This window comes from Thermotoga maritima MSB8, assembly GCF_000008545.1.
Classification (GTDB): Bacteria; Thermotogota; Thermotogae; order Thermotogales; family Thermotogaceae; genus Thermotoga; species Thermotoga maritima.
This window is the reverse complement of record NC_000853.1, coordinates 784,828-804,732: the sequence shown is the minus strand read 5'-3', so window position 1 is coordinate 804,732 and position 19,905 is coordinate 784,828. Positions and strand designations below refer to the sequence as shown.

Below are 19,905 nucleotides of genomic sequence, written 5' to 3'. Positions count from 1 at the left end.
ATGTGGTGATAGGTATGCATATCAAGAAGACAAGGTGGAGTCATTATAATCTGAACTATCATTTTGTGTGGATACCTAAATACCGCAGAAAAATCCTGGTCGGCTCCATAGCTGAAGAACTTGAACGAATACTCCGCAACACAGCAAAACAACACGGAATAGAAATACTGGCCCTCTCTATTCAGCCTGATCATGTTCATTTGTTTGTATCGGCGCCTCCAAGATTTTCACCGGCTGAGATAGCAAACCTATTCAAGGGTGTTTCAGCGAGGAAACTGCTGGAGAAATTTCCAGAGCTTAGAACCAAAGAGGGCCTTTGGGCTCGAAGTTACTACGTTGGAACAGCTGGTGATGTCTCTGAAGAAACTATCAGGAGGTACATCGAGGAATGTCAAGACGTGTGATACGAACCTACAAACTCGCCGTACCAGGACACCTGAGTCAAACATGCGAAGAACTCAACCGCACAGCAGCAAGAATCTACAACAAAACGATGTCTCTTGTGCGAAAGATACACCAAAAGAAAGGCTTCTGGCTGTCCTGGCCCACCGCAGACAAATACATCCTCCGCTGGGCAGAAAACATCAAAATCCACGTCCACTCAAAGCAGGCATTTGTTCAGCTCTACTTTCAAGCCCTCAAAGGGTACTTCAAAGCAACCAAAAAGAATCCAGATGCAAAACCTCCCCACAAGAAAAAACGCTATCTGCCGTTCATATGGAAAGAAAGCGCTGTAAAACTTCTGCCAGACGGTACCCTAAGACTGTCTTTGGGCAAAGAACGAGAATCATTTGTTGTACAAACACCTCTCAAACCTCCCCTTCGCATCAAACAGACAAGACTTGTCTTTGAAGATGGATACTATCTCCACCTTGCGATAGAGGTGGAGATTGAAGAGAAGAATGCTGGCTCTGGTGTTATGGCGGTCGACCTTGGAGTGCTCCGTCCCATTACGTGCTTTGATGGAAAAGAAGTCATCAGCTACCACGGAGGAGTCCTCAGCAGTGTTCTTCGCTATCGAAACAAACGCCTTGCAAGTTTTCAGTCTGCCATAGCAGAGTGCAAGAAGGGATCAAGAAGGTACAACAAGCTTGTTCGTGCAAAGAAAAGAGTCCTGAGACGGCTCAGAAACCAGATCAACGACATCATGCACAAGATCACAAGTAACTTCATCGGACTGTGCCTCAGAAAACAAATCGGCACCATCGTGATAGGAGACGTCACAGGGATCAGAGAAAGAGCGGACTACAGCGACAACGCGAACCAGAAGATCCACCAGTGGCAGTTCAGAAAACTCATCGAGATGATAAGGTACAAAGCAGAGCAGTTCGGAATCGAAGTGAAACTCATTTCAGAAGCGAACACGAGCAAGACGTGCCCTGTCTGTGGTGCAAAGAACAATCCGAACGGAAGAAGATACCACTGCAAAGCCTGCGGTTTTGAGTATCACAGGGACGGAGTTGGAGCAATCAACATCTGGAAAAGGTATCCTGGCACAGGCCAGGTAGTAGCGGGCTTGGCCCCCGTCAGAGGTGTGAGGTTTCATCCACACCTCTGTGGCCATGGAGCATCTTTGGCTCCATGGAAGGTGGCCTGAGAGCCACCAAAAGTCCCATCCCCTTCAGGGGATTGGGAGGAGGTCAAAACGTGAGAGTAGAAACGATTGAATAAAGAAGGGGCTTTCGCCCCTTCATTTTTGTTCTTGATCTGCCTGTTCTTCCACGAAAGTCGGCTTTCTCTTCACCTTCCTTATCACGTAGAACTCCAGTTCATCCCCCTCGTGTATATCGTCGAATCCCGCAAACTTTATTCCACACTCCTGCGGCGCTTCAACCACACTAACATCCTCTTTGTAGTGTTTCAAACTCTCTATTTTTCCTCCAAAAACGAGCTGTCCGTTTCTGTAGATTCTCACAAAACCGTTCCTGTCGGCTTTACCATCGAGCATTTGAACTCCCGCCACTTTTCCTACTTTGGATATCTTGAAGACCTTTCTTATCTCGCCATGACCGATGACTTCTTCAACTTCCTCTGGCTCCAGCATACCTTCGAGTGCGAGCTTCAGATCTTCGACGAGTTTGTATATGATGGAGTAAGTTCTGACATCGACGCCTTCCTGCTCCGCGAGTCTTCTCGCCTGGTTGTTCACCTTCACCCTGAAACCGAGGATGACTCCATCCACCGCAGCGGCGAGCATCACGTCGCTTGTACTGATCTCACCCACTCCAGCGTGAACTATGTTCAACTCGATTTCTTTGGACTGGAGCTTGTTTATCGCATTCTTCAAAGCAGCCACAGAGCCGTACGTGTCCGCCTTCAGAATGAGATTGAGCACCTTCTTTTCCTTCTCCTGCATCATCTTCATGAGCTCCTCGAGGTTTATGTGCTTCCTCGATTGTTTTTGGGCTTCGAGCCTTTGCAGTCTCTTTTCCACGATCTCTTTGGCTTTTTCTGCGCTTTCAACCACGTAGACGTTGGAGTGCACGTCGGGAACATCTTCGAAGCCGAGGATCATAACGGGCTGAGATGGATAGGCTTCTCTGATGGGTCTCATGTTGTCGTCGAAGAGATTCCTAACTCTTCCGTACGTATTCGAAGCAACTACCGCGTCTCCAACCTTCAGAACACCATCTTTCACGATCGCACTCGCAACGGGTCCCATCTTCTTGTCCAGTTTGGACTCTATGATCACGGCCCTCGCGGGTCCTTCGGGGTAACACTTTATCTCGTTCATCTCCGCGACGAGAAGGATCATCTCCAGCAGTTCATCGACTCCCTGACCGGTTCTTGCTGATATGGGAACTACTATCGTGTCTCCACCCCACTCTTCGGGGATGAGTCCCAGCTTTTCTACGAGCTCCTGCTTCGTCTTTTCCACGTTAGCGTTTGGCTTGTCGATCTTGTTTATCGCCACGATGATCGGCACGTTGGCGGCCTTGGCGTGGTTGTAGGCCTCTATCGTCTGTGGCATCACACCATCGTCCGCCGCCACAACGAGAACCACTATGTCCGTCGCCTGGGCTCCCCTTGCGCGCATCTCGGTGAAGAGCTCGTGGCCGGGTGTGTCTATGAAGGTGATCTTTTTCCCGTTGACCTCCACCTGATACGCACCTATGGACTGTGTTATTCCTCCTTCTTCCCTTTCAGCGACTCTTGTGGATCTGATCCTGTCGAGGAGCGTGGTCTTTCCATGATCGACGTGTCCCATGACCGTTACAACAGGAGGCCTTGGAACGAGTTTGTCCTTCTCTTTTTCGTAGAGCTCCTGGTATCTCTTTTCCAGAAGTTCAAATTCGTCAACTTCTTCCACTGAAGTTTGCTGTTCTTCCTCTATCTCTATCTCGATCTTGTACTCCTTGAGGATCTGTTCTACTTCCTCAAGCTTCAGGATCTGACCGGGTCTCAACGCGATTCCTCTCTTGACGAACATATCCTGGATGATCTTGTTTTGTGGAACACCTATTTTCTCCGCGATGATATCGAGCTTGAGTTCGTCTGGCTTCAAAGTGATCTTTTTCTTCTTTTTCTTTTCGACGACCTCTTTTTCTACTTCCTCTTCTCCCTTTTCTTTCTTTGGCTTGGAAGGCTGCTTGGCTTTCCGGTTATCTTCTTCCAAAAGATCTATGATGATATTCGCCATTTCTTCGTCCACATAACTCATATGGCTCTTCACGTTCACGCCGAGCTCTTCCAGTTCCTGAAGAAGTTCTTTTGGTGACATGTTCAGTTTTCTGGCTAACTCGTAAACTCTCAGTCTGGCCATTTCTATCACCTCGCCCTGTCTATTTTACCATCCCCAAAATGGCATCTATCAGATTGTCCTCTTCAAGACCTATCACCGAAACAGCGGGTTTGTCGAGCAACCTTCCCAGTTCCTCTTTGCTGAACATGATAACATAAGGGACTTTCTTGTTCTCGCACCTCATGATCGTGTCCCTCTTCATCCTTTCACTGGTATCTTCCGCTATGATTATGAGCTTTTTTTCCCTCGGTGACCTTATGTAAGCCCTTATTCGTTCCTTACCAAAGACGATCTTTCTGGCTCTAACAGCGAAACCTATGTAGCTGTAAACCTTTCTTCTGATCTGGTCCTCCATTCTATCACCTCATACGTGAGATCAGATAGAGAATGAAGGAAACTAAGAGACTGATGATCAAACTGGTCATCAGCGGGAAGTAAAAGACGAAATTCTTCCTTTTTATCACTATGTCGCCGGGAAGCTTTCCCAGGAACGGGATCCTTTCGAACAAAATCAGAAGAATTCCAAAGGCCACAAGAATCAATCCCATGAGGATCAGAAACTTCCCGATCCCCTGGAACACCTATCATTCCCCCTTCCTGAAATAATCGAACGGCAACTTGATCATTTCCCCTTCCTGTTCCGAGAAGAGAGTCACCGTTCTGAGAAACACGTTCACGTTCACGACTTTGTAGCGCTTTCCTTCGTAGGTGATCGTGCTCCCTTCGTCAGGAATTCCCTCCAGCTCCTTTTCATAGAAATCGTATTCGTAGGTAAGACAGCACAGAAGCCTTCTGCATGGTCCGGATATCTTCGCTGGATTGATCATCATCTGCTGCTTCTTTGCGTGCTTCAGTGTGACGCTGGTGAACTCTCTGAGAAATGTGGAACAGCATGTCGGAAGTCCGCACAATCCAAGGCCTCCAAAGAACTTCATCTCATCTCTCACACCAACTTGCCTCAACTCTATCCTTGTTTTGAAGATCTTTGCGAGGTCTCTTACAAGCTCTCTGAAATCAACCCTTCCTTCCGCACTGAAGAAAAAGATGAGCCTAGTTCTATCGAAGGTGTACTTGGCGTAGAGAAGCTTCATGGGAAGACCGTGTTCTTTTATTTTCTGCTTACATATCTGGAAGGCCTTCAACGCATCCTCTACATTCTTCCTGTATTGTTCCAGATCTTCATCCGTCAACTTTCTGATCACGGCCTTGAGTTCGTACCCCACCTCGTCTATGACCACCTCTCTGGGAGGTATCAGAACCTTTCCCACTTCAAGTCCAAAATCTCCCAGTACCAGAACGAGGTCTCCTCTCTCGTACTCATCACCGTTGGGTACAGAGTAGTAAATTATCTTACCCTTTGGTATTATCTCCACTCCCACTGCCCTTGCCTTCAGCTCCAAGCGTTGACACCTCTCTTTCTCTCTCTGTGTATCGCGAGGATGTTCATCAGAGTGAGTTTGTTGTTCAGATTCGCTATCTTCACCCTGAGAATTGAATCGAGGAAAGACACGCTTTTTTGATCTTCAACGCTTTCCCATGTGTTTTCGTGGAGAATGATTCTTGTCAGTCTCTGGATCAAAAGAAACGCGTCTTTTCCTGTTATCGTGTTAGTCACCTGATCAAAAAGCGCAAAGAATTCCTTCGATTCCACCTTTGAAAATCTCTCCAGGAGCTCCCTACATGCGAGATAACCTTCGAGGCCTTTTGAAAGGACCTTTTTCAAGAGTTTTTCCGTCTCCAAAACTTTGAGACTTTCCATCAATCCAGAAAGTTTTTCCGCACCAAGTTTGTAGGCTTCGAGAGCCGTTTTGAAGTCTCTCTCAAGAAGTGGAAGTTCCTCCCAGAGATCTCCTATTTTCTCTTTCACGAGATCTCTGAACTCCTTTGGAACGTTCACAACCACTCTGAACACTCGGCTCTTTATCGTCGGCAGTAGATAATGCCAGCGGCGAGTGTTCAGAACGATCACAGCGTATTCTGGTGGTTCTTCAAGGGCCTTCAGAAACGCGTTCGCCGCCTGCTGGGTCATTCTTTCACAGTCGTGGACTATCACGTACTTTCTCGTGTAGAGCTCGGGGCTGTAGTTCAGGAAGTCCTTTATCGTTCTGATGTCGTCTATGCCTATGTTCTCCCCCTCGGGATCTATCTCCAGAACATCCGAGGCCTTCGGGGGAAATTTCTCCACGTACTCGGGAAGTTCAAGGGATACTTCTCTCGGATACGAGAGATCTTCTCCATTTATGAGGATGGATATTCCTTCAGACTTTTCTATGATCCTTTTCAAAGTTTCCAGTTGATCTTTAGCGTACTTTCTGATCAAATCGTTCATGATCTCACCTCGCCTTCTAATTATAACAACCAATGATAAAATCAGAACTGAGGTGAAAGGATGATTCTAAAATTCTTGAATGAAACACTTCCCTGGGTTAGAAAACCAAGTAGATACATAGGAAGAGAAATCAACAGCGTTGTGAAAGATCCAGAGGAAATTTCCCTCCGGATAGCCCTCGTTTTTCCCGACACTTACGAGGTAGGTACTTCAAACCACGGTCTTGAGATACTGTACCACATTCTGAACGAGCAACCGGACGTTTGGGCGGAGCGGAGCTATCTTCCCTGGATCGACATGATAGAGCGCATGAAAGAAAAGGATATCCCCCTTTACACCATGGAGTCCTACACACCGCTCTACCAGATGGATGCCGTCGGAATCTCTCTGGAGTACGAACTCTCGTACACCAACGTCGTAGAAGTTTTGAAGCTTTCCAAAATACCCATCTTCTTCTGGGAGAGGAAGAGGAGAGATCCCATAGTTCTCGGTGGAGGTCCGTGCTCTTCGAATCCCGAACCGATCTACGGATTTTTCGACGCGATTCTCATCGGTGATGGAGAGGAAGCGATCCTTGAAATCGCTCAGGTGTTGAAAGAAACGAAGGGAGAAGAAAGAGAAACGATCTGGAAAGAACTCTCCAGGATCGAAGGAGTTTACGTTCCAGCGTTCTACGAGCAGAAAGGAAGAAAGATCGTTCCAGTTTCACCGGAATATCCGCGGACCATAAAGAGAAGAATCGTGAAAGATTTGAACTCCCAGCCTGTTCCGGTGAAGAAGATCGTACCAAATGTCGAATCAGTCCACGACAGAGCTGTCATAGAGGTCGCGAGAGGATGCACGAGAGGATGCAGATTCTGCCATGCGAGCGTTTATTACAGACCTGTGAGAGAAAGATCCCTCGAGAACATCCTCGAAAATGTCGAAGAAATGCTGAAGAACACCGGCTACGAAGAAGTATCACTCCTTTCTCTCTCGACGATGGATCATACTCAAATAGGGGAGATAGTATCCGAACTTTTGAAAAGATACTCAGAAAAGAAGATCGCCGTCTCCATACCATCCACGAGGATGGACAGGTTCGGTGTGGAGATCGCCGGGAGAATTGCCTCCGTGAGAAAAACAGGCCTCACCTTCGCGCCAGAAGCGGCCACACAGCGATTGAGAAACATCATCAACAAGAATATAAGTGAAGAAGACATCTTCGCAACACTCGAAGCCGCGAAAAAATCCGGCTGGAGACGTGTGAAACTCTATTTCATGATGGGACTTCCTGGAGAGACGAACGAAGACCTCGAAGAAATGGTTAAACTCTTAGAGAGAGTGAAGAGACTCGGTTTCAAAGAAGTTTCCGCTTCCGTCTCCGTGTTCGTTCCAAAGCCGCACACACCCTTTCAGTTTGCAAGACAGATTTCCCCTGAGGAGGCGTACGAAAAGATCAAAACACTGAAAAGAGCAAAAAGATCCGCTAGAATCTCCTATCACGATCCAAGAATGAGTCTTCTTGAAGGAGTTTTCTCAAGGGGTGACAGAAAACTTCTGGATCTCATAGTGAAGGCACACGAACTGGGAGCACTCTTCGACGAGTGGAGTGAGATGTTCAGATTCGATCTGTGGGAAAAAGCCTTCGATGAAACGGGAATAGATCCCAATGACTATCTCCGAGAGATCGATCCTTCTGAAGACTTTCCATGGGACCACATAGATATGGGAGTGACAAAGGAGTTTCTGAAAGAAGAGTACAGAAAAGCGCTCAAAGGAGAGACCACAGATGACTGTAGATGGAACAGGTGTTACCTGTGCGGTGTATGCTTCAGATTTGGAGTTAAAAACGTTCTTTTCGGAGGTGAGAGAGGATGATTCTGTTTGGAACGGGTGGAATTCGAGGCGTGATGAGGAAAGGGGAATTCGACGAAGAAACGGTGAAAAGAGCCTCTCTGAGCACCGCCCTCTGGCTGAAAGAGAAAGGTCAGAAAAGCGTGGTGATCGCTTACGACACGAGAAAGAACTCCAAGGAGTTCGCAGAGCTCGCTGGCAGAGTTTTCGCCGGTGAAGGTATAGAAGCCTACGTTTTTCCTGAACCTACCCCGACACCGGTTCTTTCCTTCGCTGTAAGATACATGAAAACGGGTGGAGGTGTGGTCATCACCGCGAGCCACAATCCCCCGGAATACAACGGCTACAAGGTCTACACCTGGGATGGTGTACAAGCGATACCCGAATACACCAATGAGATCACCGAGATATACAAAAAAGTCGATCTTTCCCATGTGAAAGAGGGAGAAATCAAGTTTGTACCCCCTGAAGTGAAAGAGAGCTACATAAAAGCTGTACTCGAAATCGTCTCAAATCTCCCGATGAAGACCGATCTCGATATCGCCTACTCTCCGCTTCACGGAACAGGAGCAAACTACGTGCCTGAGGTCCTGAAAAGACTCGGATTCAAAGTCAGACTCGTAGAAGAACAGATGAAACCTGATCCAAACTTCTCAACCGTTCCCACACCGAATCCCGAGGAAGACGAAGCACTCGTTCTCCTGAATAAAAAAGGAGCTACTCTGGGACTCGCCACAGACCCGGACTGCGATAGAGTGGGAGTGGTCTTCAAAGGGCGAAGACTCACAGGAAACCAGGTAGGTGTCCTTCTCACAGACTTTCTCCTGGATCATGTGAAAGTGGAAAATCCCCTCGTGATAAAGACGATCGTTACAACGGACATGGTGAGACCGATCTGCGAAGAGAAAGGTGCCTTCCTGGAAGAAACGCCGACTGGATTCAAGTTCATAGGACACCTGATAGAGGAACACACCAAAAAAGGTGACAGGAACTTCGTCTTCGGTTTCGAAGAAAGCTGTGGGTACCTTGCGGGAAACCACGCGAGGGACAAAGACGGTGTGGTGGGCAGTGTGCTCTCCGCTGTTGCCTTCAGCAACTACGATCCTTACGAGAAGCTCGAAGAACTCTACCAGAAGTACGGGTACTACATGGAAAAGCTCATCAATTTCAAATTTGAAGATGTTGACAGAGCGGTTGAAATATACAGATCCCTGAAGAACTACGATGGTATCATAGATTATTCAAAGGGTTACGGAAACGTTATTCCGAACGAGACCATAGCCTTCGTCTTTGAAAAATCAAGGATCTTCGTGAGACCTTCGGGAACAGAACCGAAACTCAAGGTTTACATCCACGTGAGAGGAGACACGAGAGAAGAAGCGGAGGAATTGATGAAAGAAAGCGAAAGCAAGATAAAGGAGATCCTGAAGCTGTGAGCTGGTACCCCGGTCATATAGAGAAAGCGAAACGGCAAATAAAGGATCTTCTGAGGCTTGTAAACACAGTGGTGGAGGTCCGCGACGCGCGGGCCCCCTTTGCCACATCAGCGTACGGTGTGGACTTCTCTAGAAAAGAAACGATCATCCTTCTGAACAAAGTGGACATAGCGGACGAGAAAACAACGAAGAAGTGGGTGGAGTTCTTCAAAAAGCAGGGAAAAAGAGTGATCACCACTCACAAAGGTGAACCAAGGAAGGTCCTCCTGAAAAAGCTCTCCTTCGACAGGCTTGCCCGCGTTCTGATCGTTGGTGTTCCAAACACGGGAAAATCAACGATCATAAACAAGCTGAAGGGAAAAAGAGCGAGCTCCGTTGGAGCACAGCCCGGCATCACAAAGGGCATTCAGTGGTTCTCCCTGGAGAACGGTGTGAAGATTCTGGACACACCCGGTATTCTCTACAAGAACATCTTCAGTGAGGACCTCGCAGCGAAGCTCCTTCTTGTGGGAAGCCTACCGGTAGAGAGAATAGAAGACCAGAGAATCTTCGAAAGAGCTTTTGAGATATTCGCTCGAAGCATTGGAATAGAATCATCGTTCAGCGAATTCTTCGAAGACTTCGCGAGAAAAAGAGGACTCCTCAAAAAAGGAGGAGTCCCCGATATAGAAAGAGCCTTGATGCTTTTTTTCACAGAAGTGGCTCAGGGAAAAGCAGGGCGCGTTTCCTTCGAACGCCCTGAAGATATTACTCCTGTACAACAAGAGCAAACTCGAGGGGTTTGAGGACTACCTTCTCTTCATCACTCCACTTTCCGTTCCAGACCCTTCCGCCGGTGATCTCTTTTGGCTCTTTTCCAACATTCGCGGCGATGACGATCTTTTGGCCGTTTTTTTCGTAAGAGTACATGACGAGATCTTTCGTTGTGAGATTTTCAAACTTTCCGTTGAGGACAAAATCGAGGAACTGCTGGCGCACCTTTATCAGTTTTTTGATGAAGTTCAAGACTCCCCTGTCCGGGCTGTCCCAGTGAAGAACGTAGTGGTCGAAAAACGCGAGTTTCCCGAAAAACTCGTCGGTTGGGGAGAGGACTTTTCTCAGGTTTGGATCCGTGTCCAGCCCCAGGTTCATGGGCTGTTTTTCTCCAATCTCCTGCCCCGTGTTCACATAGGGAATAGAGTTCGGCAGAAAGTAAGTCACAAACGGTGCCAGTTTTTTCATCTTAGAAGCGTACTTTCTTGTGGCAATGCGCGGTGTGTCGGGAGTTTCAACGGAGGCGAGGAAGGGAAGAACAAGCTCTTCAGCGATATCAGGAAGTTTTCCTATTTCCTCTACTCTTCCCGCAAAGTACCAGCTACTTCCCAGGATCACATCGTATCCCGCTTCCTTCGATGCTTTGTCTTTTTCCATGTCCAGCTCCTCTGCGATCATCACAAATGCGGGATCGTACTCCTTCACGTTCTTTATTATGAGGTCAAGAAGTTCTTTGGGAAGCGCGTGCCCCATATCGAGTCTTGCACCGTCTATTCCGTATTTTTTCTGGTAATGTGGTATCACGCCCGCGAGGTACTCCCAGAGCTCTCTGTTCGGCTCTTTTCCAGGAAATTTGCTCGCCTTTATTACGTCGTAGAGAACGTAGGGAGGCTGGTTGGGATCGAGAAATCTCTTCGAAGCCTCCGGGTGATCCAGGTACAACCTCAAGAACGTGACATCGTCCCACGTGGGCTGTGGATCGTTGATCAAATCGGAAAATCCTGGAGGAGTGATTATTCCAAATTCTTTCACAATCAACTCCAGAATGTTCCCCTCTTCTCTTTTTATCTTCTCCCACTTTTGAGGGTCGATCAAATTCGGAGGAAGTGTGAACTTTTTGAGATGTCTTTTCACATTTTCTTTGTTGTATATGATCTCGAGTTCGTCCTCGTCTGGTACCTTGAACGGAAGTTCCTCGGCCCTTGGAGGAGTGTAATCCGCGAGTTCCTCCACTTTTATCCAGTAGAACCAGTCCGGATGTTCTCTTATGAGATCAGAGTCTCTGGCGGCCGTTCTCGGAATGAAATCGAGAATCACCCTGATTCCAAGGATGTGACACGCTTCCACAAAGGCTTTGAATTCTTCATCCACCTTGAAAGGTTCGAGGAGAGGATCGTGGTACCTCTCATCGAGTTCCATTGGATTCTTCACGGAGTACGGTGAAGGAGCGTCTCCCTTCTTGAAGAGATCGCTCATTCTACTCACAGGAAGCAAATAGATAGCGTCCGCACCGAGACTTTTGACGAACGGAAGAAGCAGCATCATCTTGAAGAACGTTCCCGCCTCTCTGAAACCAAGAACGTCGTTCTCTTCGTAGTATCCAGAACCCTTGTGATTGTACGCCGCGGTGGTCCTGGGGAGGGATCCATAAACAACGGAACGCTTAATCCAGTCCGGTGTTTTCTCACCCTTCAGAAATGAAAGAGGTTGGGAATAATCCCACTCTCTGGACTGATTCAAAATCCAGTCGGTGATCTCGGCTCCGAGTTCGTAAGGATCGACGAAGCACCTGCCGGATTTTTCGTCGAACTTTTTGAAGAAACCCGGTATCCACAGCTTTGGAACCGCGTAGATTCTCTTTCCTGTGGCTTTTTCTTTGCAGTATCGGTTTATCTCTCTCAAAAGCACGATCATCCCTCCTGATTTAATTGATTTCATCATCTATTTTAACAAAACGCAACAAAACACGCAAGACAGAACTTGATTCTGAGAGTAGTGTAATAGTATAATATTACAGCGAGGTGATAGATCTTGTGGTTCAGGATCGATTTTCACTCCTCAAAACCCATCTACGAGCAGATAAAGGAAAGGATAAAACTCCTGATCCTGTCGGGAAAACTGAAAGAAGGTGAGTTTGTGCCCTCCATAAGATCTCTCGCAGAAGACCTCGGTGTAAATCTGAACACCGTCGCCCGCGCCTACAGGGAACTCGTCCAAGAAGGAGTCTTAGAAGTGAGAAGGGGAGAGGGCTACGTCGTCTCAAAAGTAAACGTGGAAAAGATCCGAACACAGCTTGAAACAGAACTCAGGAAGAAGATCGAAGACTGCAAAAAAGCGGGTATCCCACTGGAGAGGATTCTGAAAATAGCAGAAGAAATCTACAGAGGTGATGAATGATGATCCTCAGGGTGAAAGATCTCAAAAAGTTCTACGGAGAAAAAGCGGCTGTGGATGGCATCAGTTTCGAAGTGGAAAAAGGAGAGATCTTTGCCATACTCGGTCCAAACGGTGCCGGTAAAACAACCACTCTGAAGTGCATCACAGGTTTGAGAAAGAAAGACTCTGGAGAGATCGAACTGAACGGCACGTTCACCTATCTGCCGGAGGAGAAGAAGCTCTATCCGTACCTCAGAGTGAAAGAGATCATCGATCTCTTCAAGAAGATAGGGAAGAACTTCAACGAGAAAAACTGTCTCGAACTTCTCGAAAGGTTCAGAATAGACCTGAACGAGAAAGTGACCAATCTCTCGCACGGCATGAGAACGATCCTTTACCTTTCACTCGTTCTTTCTGAGAACGTGGATCTCTACATACTGGACGAACCCACCTGGGGACTCGATCCCATCGTGCGAAACGAGATACTCGATCGTATAAGATCCCTCACCTTCGAAGGCAAATCCGTTCTCTACACCAGCCATGTGCTCGCAGAAGTGGAAAAAATCGCAGACAGAGTTGCCATCATGAAGGAAGGAAAGATCATCTTGACAGGAAACCTCGACGATATAAAGTCCTCTTACGGTCTTGTGGTTTCCAGAGAGAATCTGAACGGCTATCTTTTGAAAACTCTCAAAAGTGGAGAAAAAGTTTACCTTGTGAAAAAGGAAGAAGCCCCTGAAGGTGTGAAGATCGAAGATGCAGCTTTTGAAGATATATTCGAAGCGATTGTAAGGGGTGAGATAAATGATCGTTAAGGAGTTAAAAGACATGAAGGTGAGATTTCTTGTGATGTTCTTCCTCCTTCTTGGAACGTTCGTGCTCCTGGTAGTGATGAAAGATTACACGCCGGCCCTCACCGAAATGCTGAAGAACGTTCCTGAAGGATTTCTTGAAAAATTCGGTGTCACGGAAGACTTCATAAAGAAGCTTTCAGAGTGGAACTTTTACATCATTACACAGTGGTACGGAAAGAACCTGGGGCAGTTTGTACCGATACTTGCGATCATAATAGCTTTCCCCATATTTGCGAGAGAAATAGAGAACGAAACGATCGAACTTTTGCTCGTGAGGATGTCCAGAGAGAAGCTCTTCAACGTGAAGTTCTTCGCACCTCTTGTTTTCACTTTTGCAGCGCTTGCTGTGCTCGCGCTCGTTCCAATACCTGTGAGCTGGTTCATCGGAGAAAGGCTCGATACAGGACTGGTGTTCAAATACTTCCTTGTGGAGATGATAACGACTTACCTGTGGTTTTCCGTCACAGTGTTCTTCTCTGTGATCTCTTCAGATCAGGTGAAGCCTCTCATCGCTTCGATCGCTCTTCTTGCTGGAACTACCGTTCTGGGTGGGTTCGTGAAGACGCTCTCCACTTTGAACACCTACTCCTACGTTCTGAAGGGTGATGTCACACTCTGGCCGTCGCTGATCTACACTCTAACCGGTGTTGTTTTCACTTATCTTTCCTGGAGGAGTTTCAAAACAAGAGACTTCTGAGGAGGTGTGAAGAATGATAATCACCACCACGGAACAGGTACCGGGATACAGGGTGAAGGAGATCTTGGGGGTGGTTTCAGGAAACGTGGTGATGTCAAAGCATTTGGGAAGAGACATAGCCGCTGCCTTTAAAACCCTCGCGGGTGGTGAGATCAAAGGCTACACGGAGATGCTCACGGAGGCAAGAAACATTGCGCTGGAAAGGATGATGAAAGAAGCGGAGAAACTTGGGGCGGACGCGGTGATAGGATTCAGATATTCTTCCTCCACGATCATGAGCGGTGCTGCGGAGATCCTCGCGTACGGAACCGCGGTGAAACTGGAGAAAATTTAAAGGGGCGGGAACGCCCCTTGATTACACTTCTTCTTCCTCTTCGAGTTCTTCCAGATTTATATCCTCCGTTACTTCTTCACTCGTTTCTTCTGCACTTTCTGTTTCTTCTTTCTCCGCAGTGAGAGGAGCTCCCTCTCTTCCCTCGAGGTACGCGTCTGCGATGACGGAAGTGATGAGTTTTATGGATCTGATCGCGTCGTCGTTTCCAGGGATGACGTAGTCGATGGGATCGGGGTCGCAGTTTGTGTCGACAATAGCCACGATGGGAATTCCCAGTTTGTTCGCCTCTGCCACAGCGATCTTTTCCTTTCTCGGATCAACAATGTAGATGATGTCCGGAAGTCTCCTCATTTCTTTGAGCCCGCCGAGGTTCTTTCTGAGCTTTTCAAGAACTCTTCTGATTCTGCTCTGCTCTTTCTTTGGAAGTTCTTCGAGCTTGCCGCTCTGCTCCATTTCTTCGAGTTCGATGAGTTTGTCTATCCTCGATCTGATCGTTTTGAAGTTCGTCAAAAGTCCTCCAAGCCATCTGTTGTTCACGTAGAAGGCTCCGCACCTTTCTGCCTCGGCCTTTATGACTCCTTGGGCCTGCTTTTTCGTTCCCACGAATAGAATCGTCGCACCTTCGCTGGCTTTCTCCCTTACGAAGTAGTAAGCCTCTTCGAGCAACTGCTGGGTTTTCTGAAGGTCGATGATGTAGATACCTTTCCTCTCCGTGTAGATGTAGGGAGCCATCTTCGGGTTCCATCTTCTCGTTCTGTGTCCAAAGTGAACTCCCGCTTCCAGAAGCTGTTTCATTGTAACAACAGGCACAGACAACACCTCCACTCTTTTGGTTTTGATCCTCCGCTCCCTTCACACCCACGCCGGCCTTTTCACAGGCACCGAGGGTGGGATCCAGGAGCGTGCGTGATATACACCTTGAGAATTCTACCATCGAAGAAGGGAAATTTCAATTGTTCTTGTTTGAAACCCTTGGATCCACGATAAACTTCACAACGTAGAAAATCCCGAATACACCGATCAACCCCGTGAGGACCATGAGAACACCGTATCCAGAAAGATCTGCTATTTTACCTCCAATGAGGGGAGCAACGAAGGAAAAAGGAGCGATTGAGAAGTACAGGGAACCCATGTAGAGTTCTTTTCTCTTTCCAGACACAAAATCCAGCGTGATCGCCATGTTTCCAACGTTGTTCGTGGTGTTCACAAGGCCCATCAGAGCAAAGACGGGGTAAGCGTGCACCGGTGATGTGGAAAGAAACGCCAGTATGACAGCCCCAGAATAAAAGATCTTGCTGAGAAGGAGATTCAGTTTGTGCCCCTTTCTGTCACCGAGAGGGCCGAACAGGAAAGAAGACAGTCCCTGAGAAACGAGAACGATCGCCGTGAAAACCGCTGCCGATTCGTCTGGAAGTGAGAACTTCTCCAGCAAATACACCGTGATGAAACCGCTGGACGCAAACATGAAACTCGTGATGATCCTCTCTATCAAAAAGTTCCGGAAATGTCTGTCCAGAAAGACATTCTTCATGTTCTTTATGTAGTTCCATATGGGCTCATCCTCTGGAAGTGTGTGATCCGGCACTTCCCTTGTGAGAGCCAAAAACACGAAGGACACCATGAAGAAGACAAACGCTGTGAGAAAGACGTAACCAAAGTTCACAGGAAACGGGTAGCTCGAGAGAAGCTCTCTGGCGATGACAGAACCACCAACTCCCAGTATCGCTCCAAGACCGTTTCCCATAGCAAAGAAAGTACCTCTTCTTCGTGGATCTATAACCTTCTCTATCATACTCATCCACGGAGGACCCAGAAAGCCCATTGAGAATGTAGCGATCCCAACCATCAGAATGGAAAGGTAAAGAGCCAGCCTCGGAGAAGGAACAGCGAGGTAAAAACTGATCAGAGCCATGAACAGGTAAGGGAGCCTCTCTCCCAGAGTTACCTTGAGAACGAGATTCAATTTCTTTGGCGATCTCTCCGCGTACTTTGCGCCCCATATGGCTGGAATACCCCAGCCCAGGTTCGCAATGGCCGGGATGAGACCCAGCTCCAGATTGGAAGCACCAAGATTTCTGGCAAAAACAGGAAAGAGCGTAAAAATGGATCCAAGGGTCATTCCAAGACTGAAGAACGCGTAATCCAGTGAATTCACGATGAAATTCCACCGGTAGTCCTTCTCCGTCAAACGTTTCATCTTCTTCTCTCCCGGCTCTGAAGTATGCAGCATAAGATATTCTATCCTAATTTTTCGTTTCAGGAGAGTACGAAACTTCTTAACTTTTCGTAAAGTCGATCCCAGTCTCTTTCTCTCTCCACATACTCTCTGTTTCTTCTGCCGAGTTCTGAAAGATCCTCCTCGAAGATCCTCCTCAGCGCCTCTTCGAGATTATCCTCCCTGAAAAAGACAGCACCCTTTGTTTTCTTGAAAGGGAGATTTTCGATATCGACACAGAGAACTGGTTTTCCAGAGGCCATGTAGTCTACCACCTTGTAGGAACTCACGGCGGGGTGATCCATCACGGTTTGAGAGAGAGTGAAGAGGAGAACATCTGCCTTCTGAAGAAGGTAGGGAACACACCTTTTCGGAACAGGATCAAAAAAGAACACGTTCTGCAGATCTTTCGCCGTTTCTTTCACAGAAACAAGATAATCCGCATGAGACGGTCCGACAAAAAAGAACACAAAACGATCTCTCAAGTTTTTGTTCACTTTTGAGAGTGTTTCTATGAACTCTTTTATTCCCTTATGTTCGACGATGGATCCCGCGTAGACAACCTTTATCTTGCCATCAGGCACCTTTGAGAAGACTTCATCCACCACCGGGCACGGTTCTGGATCTTTGAAAACCTTCAGATCAACACCGTTGGGAATGTAGATGAAATTTTCTGGTCGAACCTTCAATCTGTTGAAGTGCTCGGAAAGATCAGGAACAAGAGAAATGAATCCATCCGCCTTCGGATAATACTTTTTGCACATGTGGTCGAAGAGCTTTGAAACTGGATGACGGTAACTCAGAGAACCGAGTTTTACAAGATCGTCCGGCCAGACATCCCTGATCTCGATGAAAAATTTTCCGCCTTTTCTTCTCACATAGTACCAGCCAAGGCTCCAGGAAAACGGATGCGGAGAAGACGCTATGATGACGTCGTATCTCTTCTGAATGATCTTCTTCCTTCCGTTTCTGTAATAATCTATCGATGAGAGAAGCCTCGAAAGGGAGTTTCCGGTGTACTCTCTTGTCTCAACGACGATGAAATCCACACCGTCCTTAGAAAAGCTCCATCCGAACGTTTCGCTCCATCTTTTTCCAGTGAGGTGCGAAAAATCCCCGATGTAGATGTCCACTCTGTGACCTTCTCTTACAAATCGCTTCGCAAGTTCGAAATGCCTCGTTTCTGCGCTTCCCACTTCTGGTATGCTCGCGTAGTGATTGAGTATGGCTATGTTCAAGAGGATTCCTCCTTGTAGTAACTCTGATTGTCCAAAAGCTGCTCTTCAGGAACGTCTCTCACCACTCTTGCTGGAATTCCCATGACTATTTTTCTGTCGGGAACATCCCTTGTGACAACAGAACCAGCTGCTACCAAAGCATCTTCACCTACAACAACACCCGGTAGAATAGTTGCGTTCGCTCCTATTCGTGCACCTTTTTTTAGAGTTGGTCCTTTGAAAAATTTCTTTCTCTCTTCTGTTCTTCCAAGGAAGTTGTCGTTTGTGAACGTCACCTCAGGGGCGATGAAACAGTAGTCTTCGATCGTCGAAAGTGCTGTGATGTAGGCGTTCGTTTCTATTTTCACATATCTTCCTATGGTAGTTCTGTTCTCAACAGTGACACCCTTTCCTATCACCGTGTAAGGCCCTATTTTTACATCTTCTCTTATCACTACAAGATCTCCCACAAACACAAAATCTTCCAGGACACTTCCCCGGTATATCACACAGTTGGCACCTATAGTCACACCGTTCCCTATTTTGAGAGGAGGAAACTCTTTTTCCTCAGTCACGGCGGATATGGCAGACTTGAAGGGAAGTTTCCCGAGAACTGTCCCATCGAAAATAACACAGTTATCACCTACGATCGTTCCGTCCCTGATCACCACGTTGTGACCTATCATTACGTTGTTTCCTATAACCACGCCGTCTTCTATCACCACGTTGCGGCCTATTTTTAAGTTTTCTCCAATTTTTGCCCCTTTTGAAATAAAACTCATAATCCAGCCTCCCTCTCGGATTATCTGGAAAGATTTTACCACCCATGTCGTTACAAAAATTTAACATTAAAATCCCTAAAGCCTCTTCCGATTAAAGATAATGGAAAGCCCGGCGCCGGGACAGGGAAGTAAGAATACTCACACGGAGGTGAGTAGGTCATGAGGATCAATCACAACATCAGTGCGTTGAACGCTTGGAGAAACATCAGTCAGACCCAGTACAGCATGAGCAAGACACTCGAGAGGCTCTCCTCTGGTTTGAGGATCAACAGAGCAGGAGACGACGCAGCAGGACTTGCCATCAGCGAAAAGATGAGAGGTCAGATCAAAGGTCTCAACATGGCGATCAAAAACGCTCAGGACGCCATCTCCCTGATCCAGACAGCGGAAGGAGCTCTCACAGAAGTTCACTCGATTCTTCAGAGAATGAGAGAACTCGCAGTTCAGGCAGCGTCTGATACCAACACAGACGTTGATAGAGAACAGATTCAGAAGGAAATCGATCAGCTCAGAGAAGAAATCGACAGAATCGCAAGAACAACAGAGTTCAACACCAAAAAGCTTCTCGATGGAAAACTTGAAAGCTTCAGAAGCCAGGTTGATGCAAAAGTTGTTACCGGTGGAAATATCAATGTTCAGCTTGGATCGGTTTCAAGTGCAGCGGTTGAGGGAACGTATGTGATTGAAGTAGGACAGTTCAATGGAGCTGAAACCTCAGAGCTCGATGTTAAAATAACATTGTTCACCGCTGGTGGTTATTCTACCACAGTTGTAACCATAACTGTAGGTTCAGCAACAGTTGGAAATATCAACTTCACATGGGATACGGATGTCCTCAGCATTAACGACTTTGGTGGAGCCCTACCGAAAAACGAAGTAGTCGACAGCGCAGTTGTCAGAGTAGAAGCTATCTACACATCCGCTTCCCAGCTCATTTTCCAGATCGGAGCAAACGAAGGGCACAACATGGTTGCAGGAATCGACGACATGAGCGCAGCAGCACTCGGATTGACAACAGTTTCTCTTGACGTAACCACTCAAGACGCAGCAGAAAGGGCGATCATGGTTGTGGACGCTGCGATTCACAGGGTGAGCACGGCAAGGGCAGCACTTGGTGCCGTCCAGAACAGGCTCGAACACACCATCTCCAACCTCGGAGTTGCAGCGGAAAACCTCACAGCAGCAGAATCCAGAATCAGAGATGCGGACATGGCAAAAGAGATGATGGAATTCACCAAACAGCAGATACTCCTGCAGTCCAGTATGGCAATGCTCGCTCAGTCCAATACACTCCCACAGAACGTCCTCCAGCTGATGAGATAAAAATGAACACC

General features: G+C 47.3%; 20 protein-coding genes. 10 read left to right on the top strand and 10 right to left on the bottom strand.

Annotated elements, in window-relative coordinates; genetic code table 11:
• Nucleotides 1–14 precede the first annotated feature (14 nt).
• Both tnpA and TM_RS03980 read left to right on the top strand, forming a co-directional pair.
• On the top strand, nucleotides 15–404 hold the full coding sequence (gene tnpA, locus TM_RS03985) for an IS200/IS605 family transposase (protein ID WP_010865201.1): 390 nt from the start codon (nucleotides 15–17) through the stop codon (nucleotides 402–404).
• Nucleotides 389–1,597, top strand: a complete 1,209-nt coding sequence (locus tag TM_RS03980) for an RNA-guided endonuclease InsQ/TnpB family protein (RefSeq protein WP_004080912.1) — start codon at nucleotides 389–391, stop codon at nucleotides 1,595–1,597. The genes tnpA and TM_RS03980 overlap by 16 nt, the downstream gene beginning before the upstream one ends.
• Nucleotides 1,598–1,690: 93 nt before the next feature.
• Here the strand turns inward: TM_RS03980 and infB are convergent, their stop codons facing one another.
• From infB to TM_RS03950, 5 genes are read right to left on the bottom strand one after another with little or no spacing between them, the layout of a single operon-like run.
• Nucleotides 1,691–3,763, bottom strand: a complete 2,073-nt coding sequence (infB, locus tag TM_RS03970) for a translation initiation factor IF-2 (RefSeq protein WP_004080913.1) — start codon at nucleotides 3,761–3,763, stop codon at nucleotides 1,691–1,693.
• Between the two features lie 19 nt (nucleotides 3,764–3,782).
• Complete coding sequence (locus tag TM_RS03965) at nucleotides 3,783–4,097, bottom strand: 50S ribosomal protein L7ae family protein (protein ID WP_004080915.1); 315 nt, start codon at nucleotides 4,095–4,097, stop codon at nucleotides 3,783–3,785.
• 4 nt (nucleotides 4,098–4,101) lie between these two features.
• Nucleotides 4,102–4,323, bottom strand: coding sequence for a DUF2905 domain-containing protein (locus TM_RS03960; RefSeq protein WP_004080917.1), 222 nt, complete (start codon nucleotides 4,321–4,323; stop codon nucleotides 4,102–4,104).
• Nucleotides 4,324–4,326: 3 nt separating this feature from the next.
• Complete coding sequence (locus TM_RS03955; RefSeq protein WP_004080919.1) at nucleotides 4,327–5,142, bottom strand: PSP1 domain-containing protein; 816 nt, start codon at nucleotides 5,140–5,142, stop codon at nucleotides 4,327–4,329.
• Nucleotides 5,133–6,071 carry a DNA polymerase III subunit delta' gene (locus TM_RS03950; RefSeq protein ID WP_004080921.1) on the bottom strand — a complete coding sequence of 313 codons (939 nt, stop codon included), beginning with the start codon at nucleotides 6,069–6,071 and terminating at the stop codon, nucleotides 5,133–5,135. The genes TM_RS03955 and TM_RS03950 overlap by 10 nt, the downstream gene beginning before the upstream one ends.
• A 60-nt stretch (nucleotides 6,072–6,131) precedes the next feature.
• On the opposite strand from TM_RS03950, the gene TM_RS03945 reads away from it, so the two are divergent.
• Genes TM_RS03945 through ylqF form a run of 3 tightly spaced genes read left to right on the top strand, consistent with a single transcriptional unit; the run spans nucleotide 6,132 to nucleotide 10,128 of the window.
• Nucleotides 6,132–7,931, top strand: coding sequence for a TIGR03960 family B12-binding radical SAM protein (locus TM_RS03945; RefSeq protein WP_004080923.1), 1,800 nt, complete (start codon nucleotides 6,132–6,134; stop codon nucleotides 7,929–7,931).
• Entirely contained in the window at nucleotides 7,928–9,343 is a 1,416-nt protein-coding gene (locus tag TM_RS03940) for a phospho-sugar mutase (RefSeq protein ID WP_004080925.1), read from the top strand. The genes TM_RS03945 and TM_RS03940 overlap by 4 nt, the downstream gene beginning before the upstream one ends.
• Nucleotides 9,340–10,128 (top strand): ribosome biogenesis GTPase YlqF, encoded by a 789-nt coding sequence (gene ylqF / locus TM_RS03935; protein WP_004080928.1) that lies wholly within the window; start codon nucleotides 9,340–9,342, stop codon nucleotides 10,126–10,128. The genes TM_RS03940 and ylqF overlap by 4 nt, the downstream gene beginning before the upstream one ends.
• Here the strand turns inward: ylqF and TM_RS03930 are convergent.
• On the bottom strand, nucleotides 10,091–12,004 hold the full coding sequence (locus tag TM_RS03930; protein WP_004080931.1) for a DUF1923 family maltosyltransferase: 1,914 nt from the start codon (nucleotides 12,002–12,004) through the stop codon (nucleotides 10,091–10,093). The two genes, ylqF and TM_RS03930, sit on opposite strands and share 38 nt — an antisense overlap.
• Nucleotides 12,005–12,127: 123 nt before the next feature.
• Between TM_RS03930 and TM_RS03925 the strand changes: the two genes are divergently transcribed.
• From TM_RS03925 to TM_RS03910, 4 genes are read left to right on the top strand one after another with little or no spacing between them, the layout of a single operon-like run.
• The gene (locus TM_RS03925) at nucleotides 12,128–12,493 is read left to right on the top strand and encodes a GntR family transcriptional regulator (protein WP_004080932.1); all 366 of its coding nucleotides are present in this window, start codon (nucleotides 12,128–12,130) and stop codon (nucleotides 12,491–12,493) included.
• Complete coding sequence (locus TM_RS03920) at nucleotides 12,490–13,287, top strand: ABC transporter ATP-binding protein (RefSeq protein WP_004080933.1); 798 nt, start codon at nucleotides 12,490–12,492, stop codon at nucleotides 13,285–13,287. Before TM_RS03925 ends, TM_RS03920 begins: the two co-directional genes overlap by 4 nt.
• On the top strand, nucleotides 13,277–14,023 hold the full coding sequence (locus TM_RS03915; RefSeq protein WP_015646122.1) for an ABC transporter permease: 747 nt from the start codon (nucleotides 13,277–13,279) through the stop codon (nucleotides 14,021–14,023). The genes TM_RS03920 and TM_RS03915 overlap by 11 nt, the downstream gene beginning before the upstream one ends.
• Before the next feature lie 13 nt (nucleotides 14,024–14,036).
• The gene (locus tag TM_RS03910; protein WP_004080935.1) at nucleotides 14,037–14,357 is read left to right on the top strand and encodes a YbjQ family protein; all 321 of its coding nucleotides are present in this window, start codon (nucleotides 14,037–14,039) and stop codon (nucleotides 14,355–14,357) included.
• 21 nt (nucleotides 14,358–14,378) lie between these two features.
• Here the strand turns inward: TM_RS03910 and rpsB are convergent, their stop codons facing one another.
• The 4 genes from rpsB to TM_RS03890 all read right to left on the bottom strand — a co-directional run bounded on the left by rpsB (nucleotide 14,379) and on the right by TM_RS03890 (nucleotide 18,571).
• Complete coding sequence (rpsB, locus tag TM_RS03905; protein WP_004080936.1) at nucleotides 14,379–15,167, bottom strand: 30S ribosomal protein S2; 789 nt, start codon at nucleotides 15,165–15,167, stop codon at nucleotides 14,379–14,381.
• Between the two features lie 139 nt (nucleotides 15,168–15,306).
• Nucleotides 15,307–16,554, bottom strand: coding sequence for an MFS transporter (locus TM_RS03900; protein ID WP_004080938.1), 1,248 nt, complete (start codon nucleotides 16,552–16,554; stop codon nucleotides 15,307–15,309).
• Nucleotides 16,555–16,613: 59 nt separating this feature from the next.
• The gene (locus TM_RS03895) at nucleotides 16,614–17,810 is read right to left on the bottom strand and encodes a glycosyltransferase family 4 protein (protein ID WP_004080941.1); all 1,197 of its coding nucleotides are present in this window, start codon (nucleotides 17,808–17,810) and stop codon (nucleotides 16,614–16,616) included.
• Entirely contained in the window at nucleotides 17,807–18,571 is a 765-nt protein-coding gene (locus tag TM_RS03890; RefSeq protein ID WP_004080944.1) for an acyltransferase, read from the bottom strand. The genes TM_RS03895 and TM_RS03890 overlap by 4 nt, the downstream gene beginning before the upstream one ends.
• 159 nt (nucleotides 18,572–18,730) lie before the next feature.
• Between TM_RS03890 and TM_RS03885 the strand changes: the two genes are divergently transcribed.
• Nucleotides 18,731–19,894: a flagellin gene (locus TM_RS03885; RefSeq protein ID WP_004080946.1), complete on the top strand. Its 1,164-nt coding sequence runs from the start codon at nucleotides 18,731–18,733 to the stop codon at nucleotides 19,892–19,894.
• The last annotated feature ends 11 nt before the right edge of the window (nucleotides 19,895–19,905 follow it).

Excerpts from the sequence above, each read along its gene's own strand:
- infB (WP_004080913.1), bottom strand. The coding sequence starts at position 3,763 with ATGGCCAGACTGAGAGTTTACGAGTTAGCCAGAAAACTGAACATGTCA.
- TM_RS03945 (WP_004080923.1), top strand. The coding sequence starts at position 6,132 with ATGATTCTAAAATTCTTGAATGAAACACTTCCCTGGGTTAGAAAACCA.
- TM_RS03965 (WP_004080915.1), bottom strand. The coding sequence starts at position 4,097 with ATGGAGGACCAGATCAGAAGAAAGGTTTACAGCTACATAGGTTTCGCT.
- TM_RS03915 (WP_015646122.1), top strand. The coding sequence starts at position 13,277 with ATGATCGTTAAGGAGTTAAAAGACATGAAGGTGAGATTTCTTGTGATG.
- TM_RS03920 (WP_004080933.1), top strand. The coding sequence starts at position 12,490 with ATGATGATCCTCAGGGTGAAAGATCTCAAAAAGTTCTACGGAGAAAAA.
- TM_RS03890 (WP_004080944.1), bottom strand. The coding sequence starts at position 18,571 with ATGAGTTTTATTTCAAAAGGGGCAAAAATTGGAGAAAACTTAAAAATA.
- TM_RS03885 (WP_004080946.1), top strand. The coding sequence starts at position 18,731 with ATGAGGATCAATCACAACATCAGTGCGTTGAACGCTTGGAGAAACATC.
- tnpA (WP_010865201.1), top strand. The coding sequence starts at position 15 with ATGCATATCAAGAAGACAAGGTGGAGTCATTATAATCTGAACTATCAT.
- TM_RS03900 (WP_004080938.1), bottom strand. The coding sequence starts at position 16,554 with ATGAAACGTTTGACGGAGAAGGACTACCGGTGGAATTTCATCGTGAAT.
- TM_RS03940 (WP_004080925.1), top strand. The coding sequence starts at position 7,928 with ATGATTCTGTTTGGAACGGGTGGAATTCGAGGCGTGATGAGGAAAGGG.
- TM_RS03980 (WP_004080912.1), top strand. The coding sequence starts at position 389 with ATGTCAAGACGTGTGATACGAACCTACAAACTCGCCGTACCAGGACAC.
- TM_RS03950 (WP_004080921.1), bottom strand. The coding sequence starts at position 6,071 with ATGAACGATTTGATCAGAAAGTACGCTAAAGATCAACTGGAAACTTTG.
- TM_RS03910 (WP_004080935.1), top strand. The coding sequence starts at position 14,037 with ATGATAATCACCACCACGGAACAGGTACCGGGATACAGGGTGAAGGAG.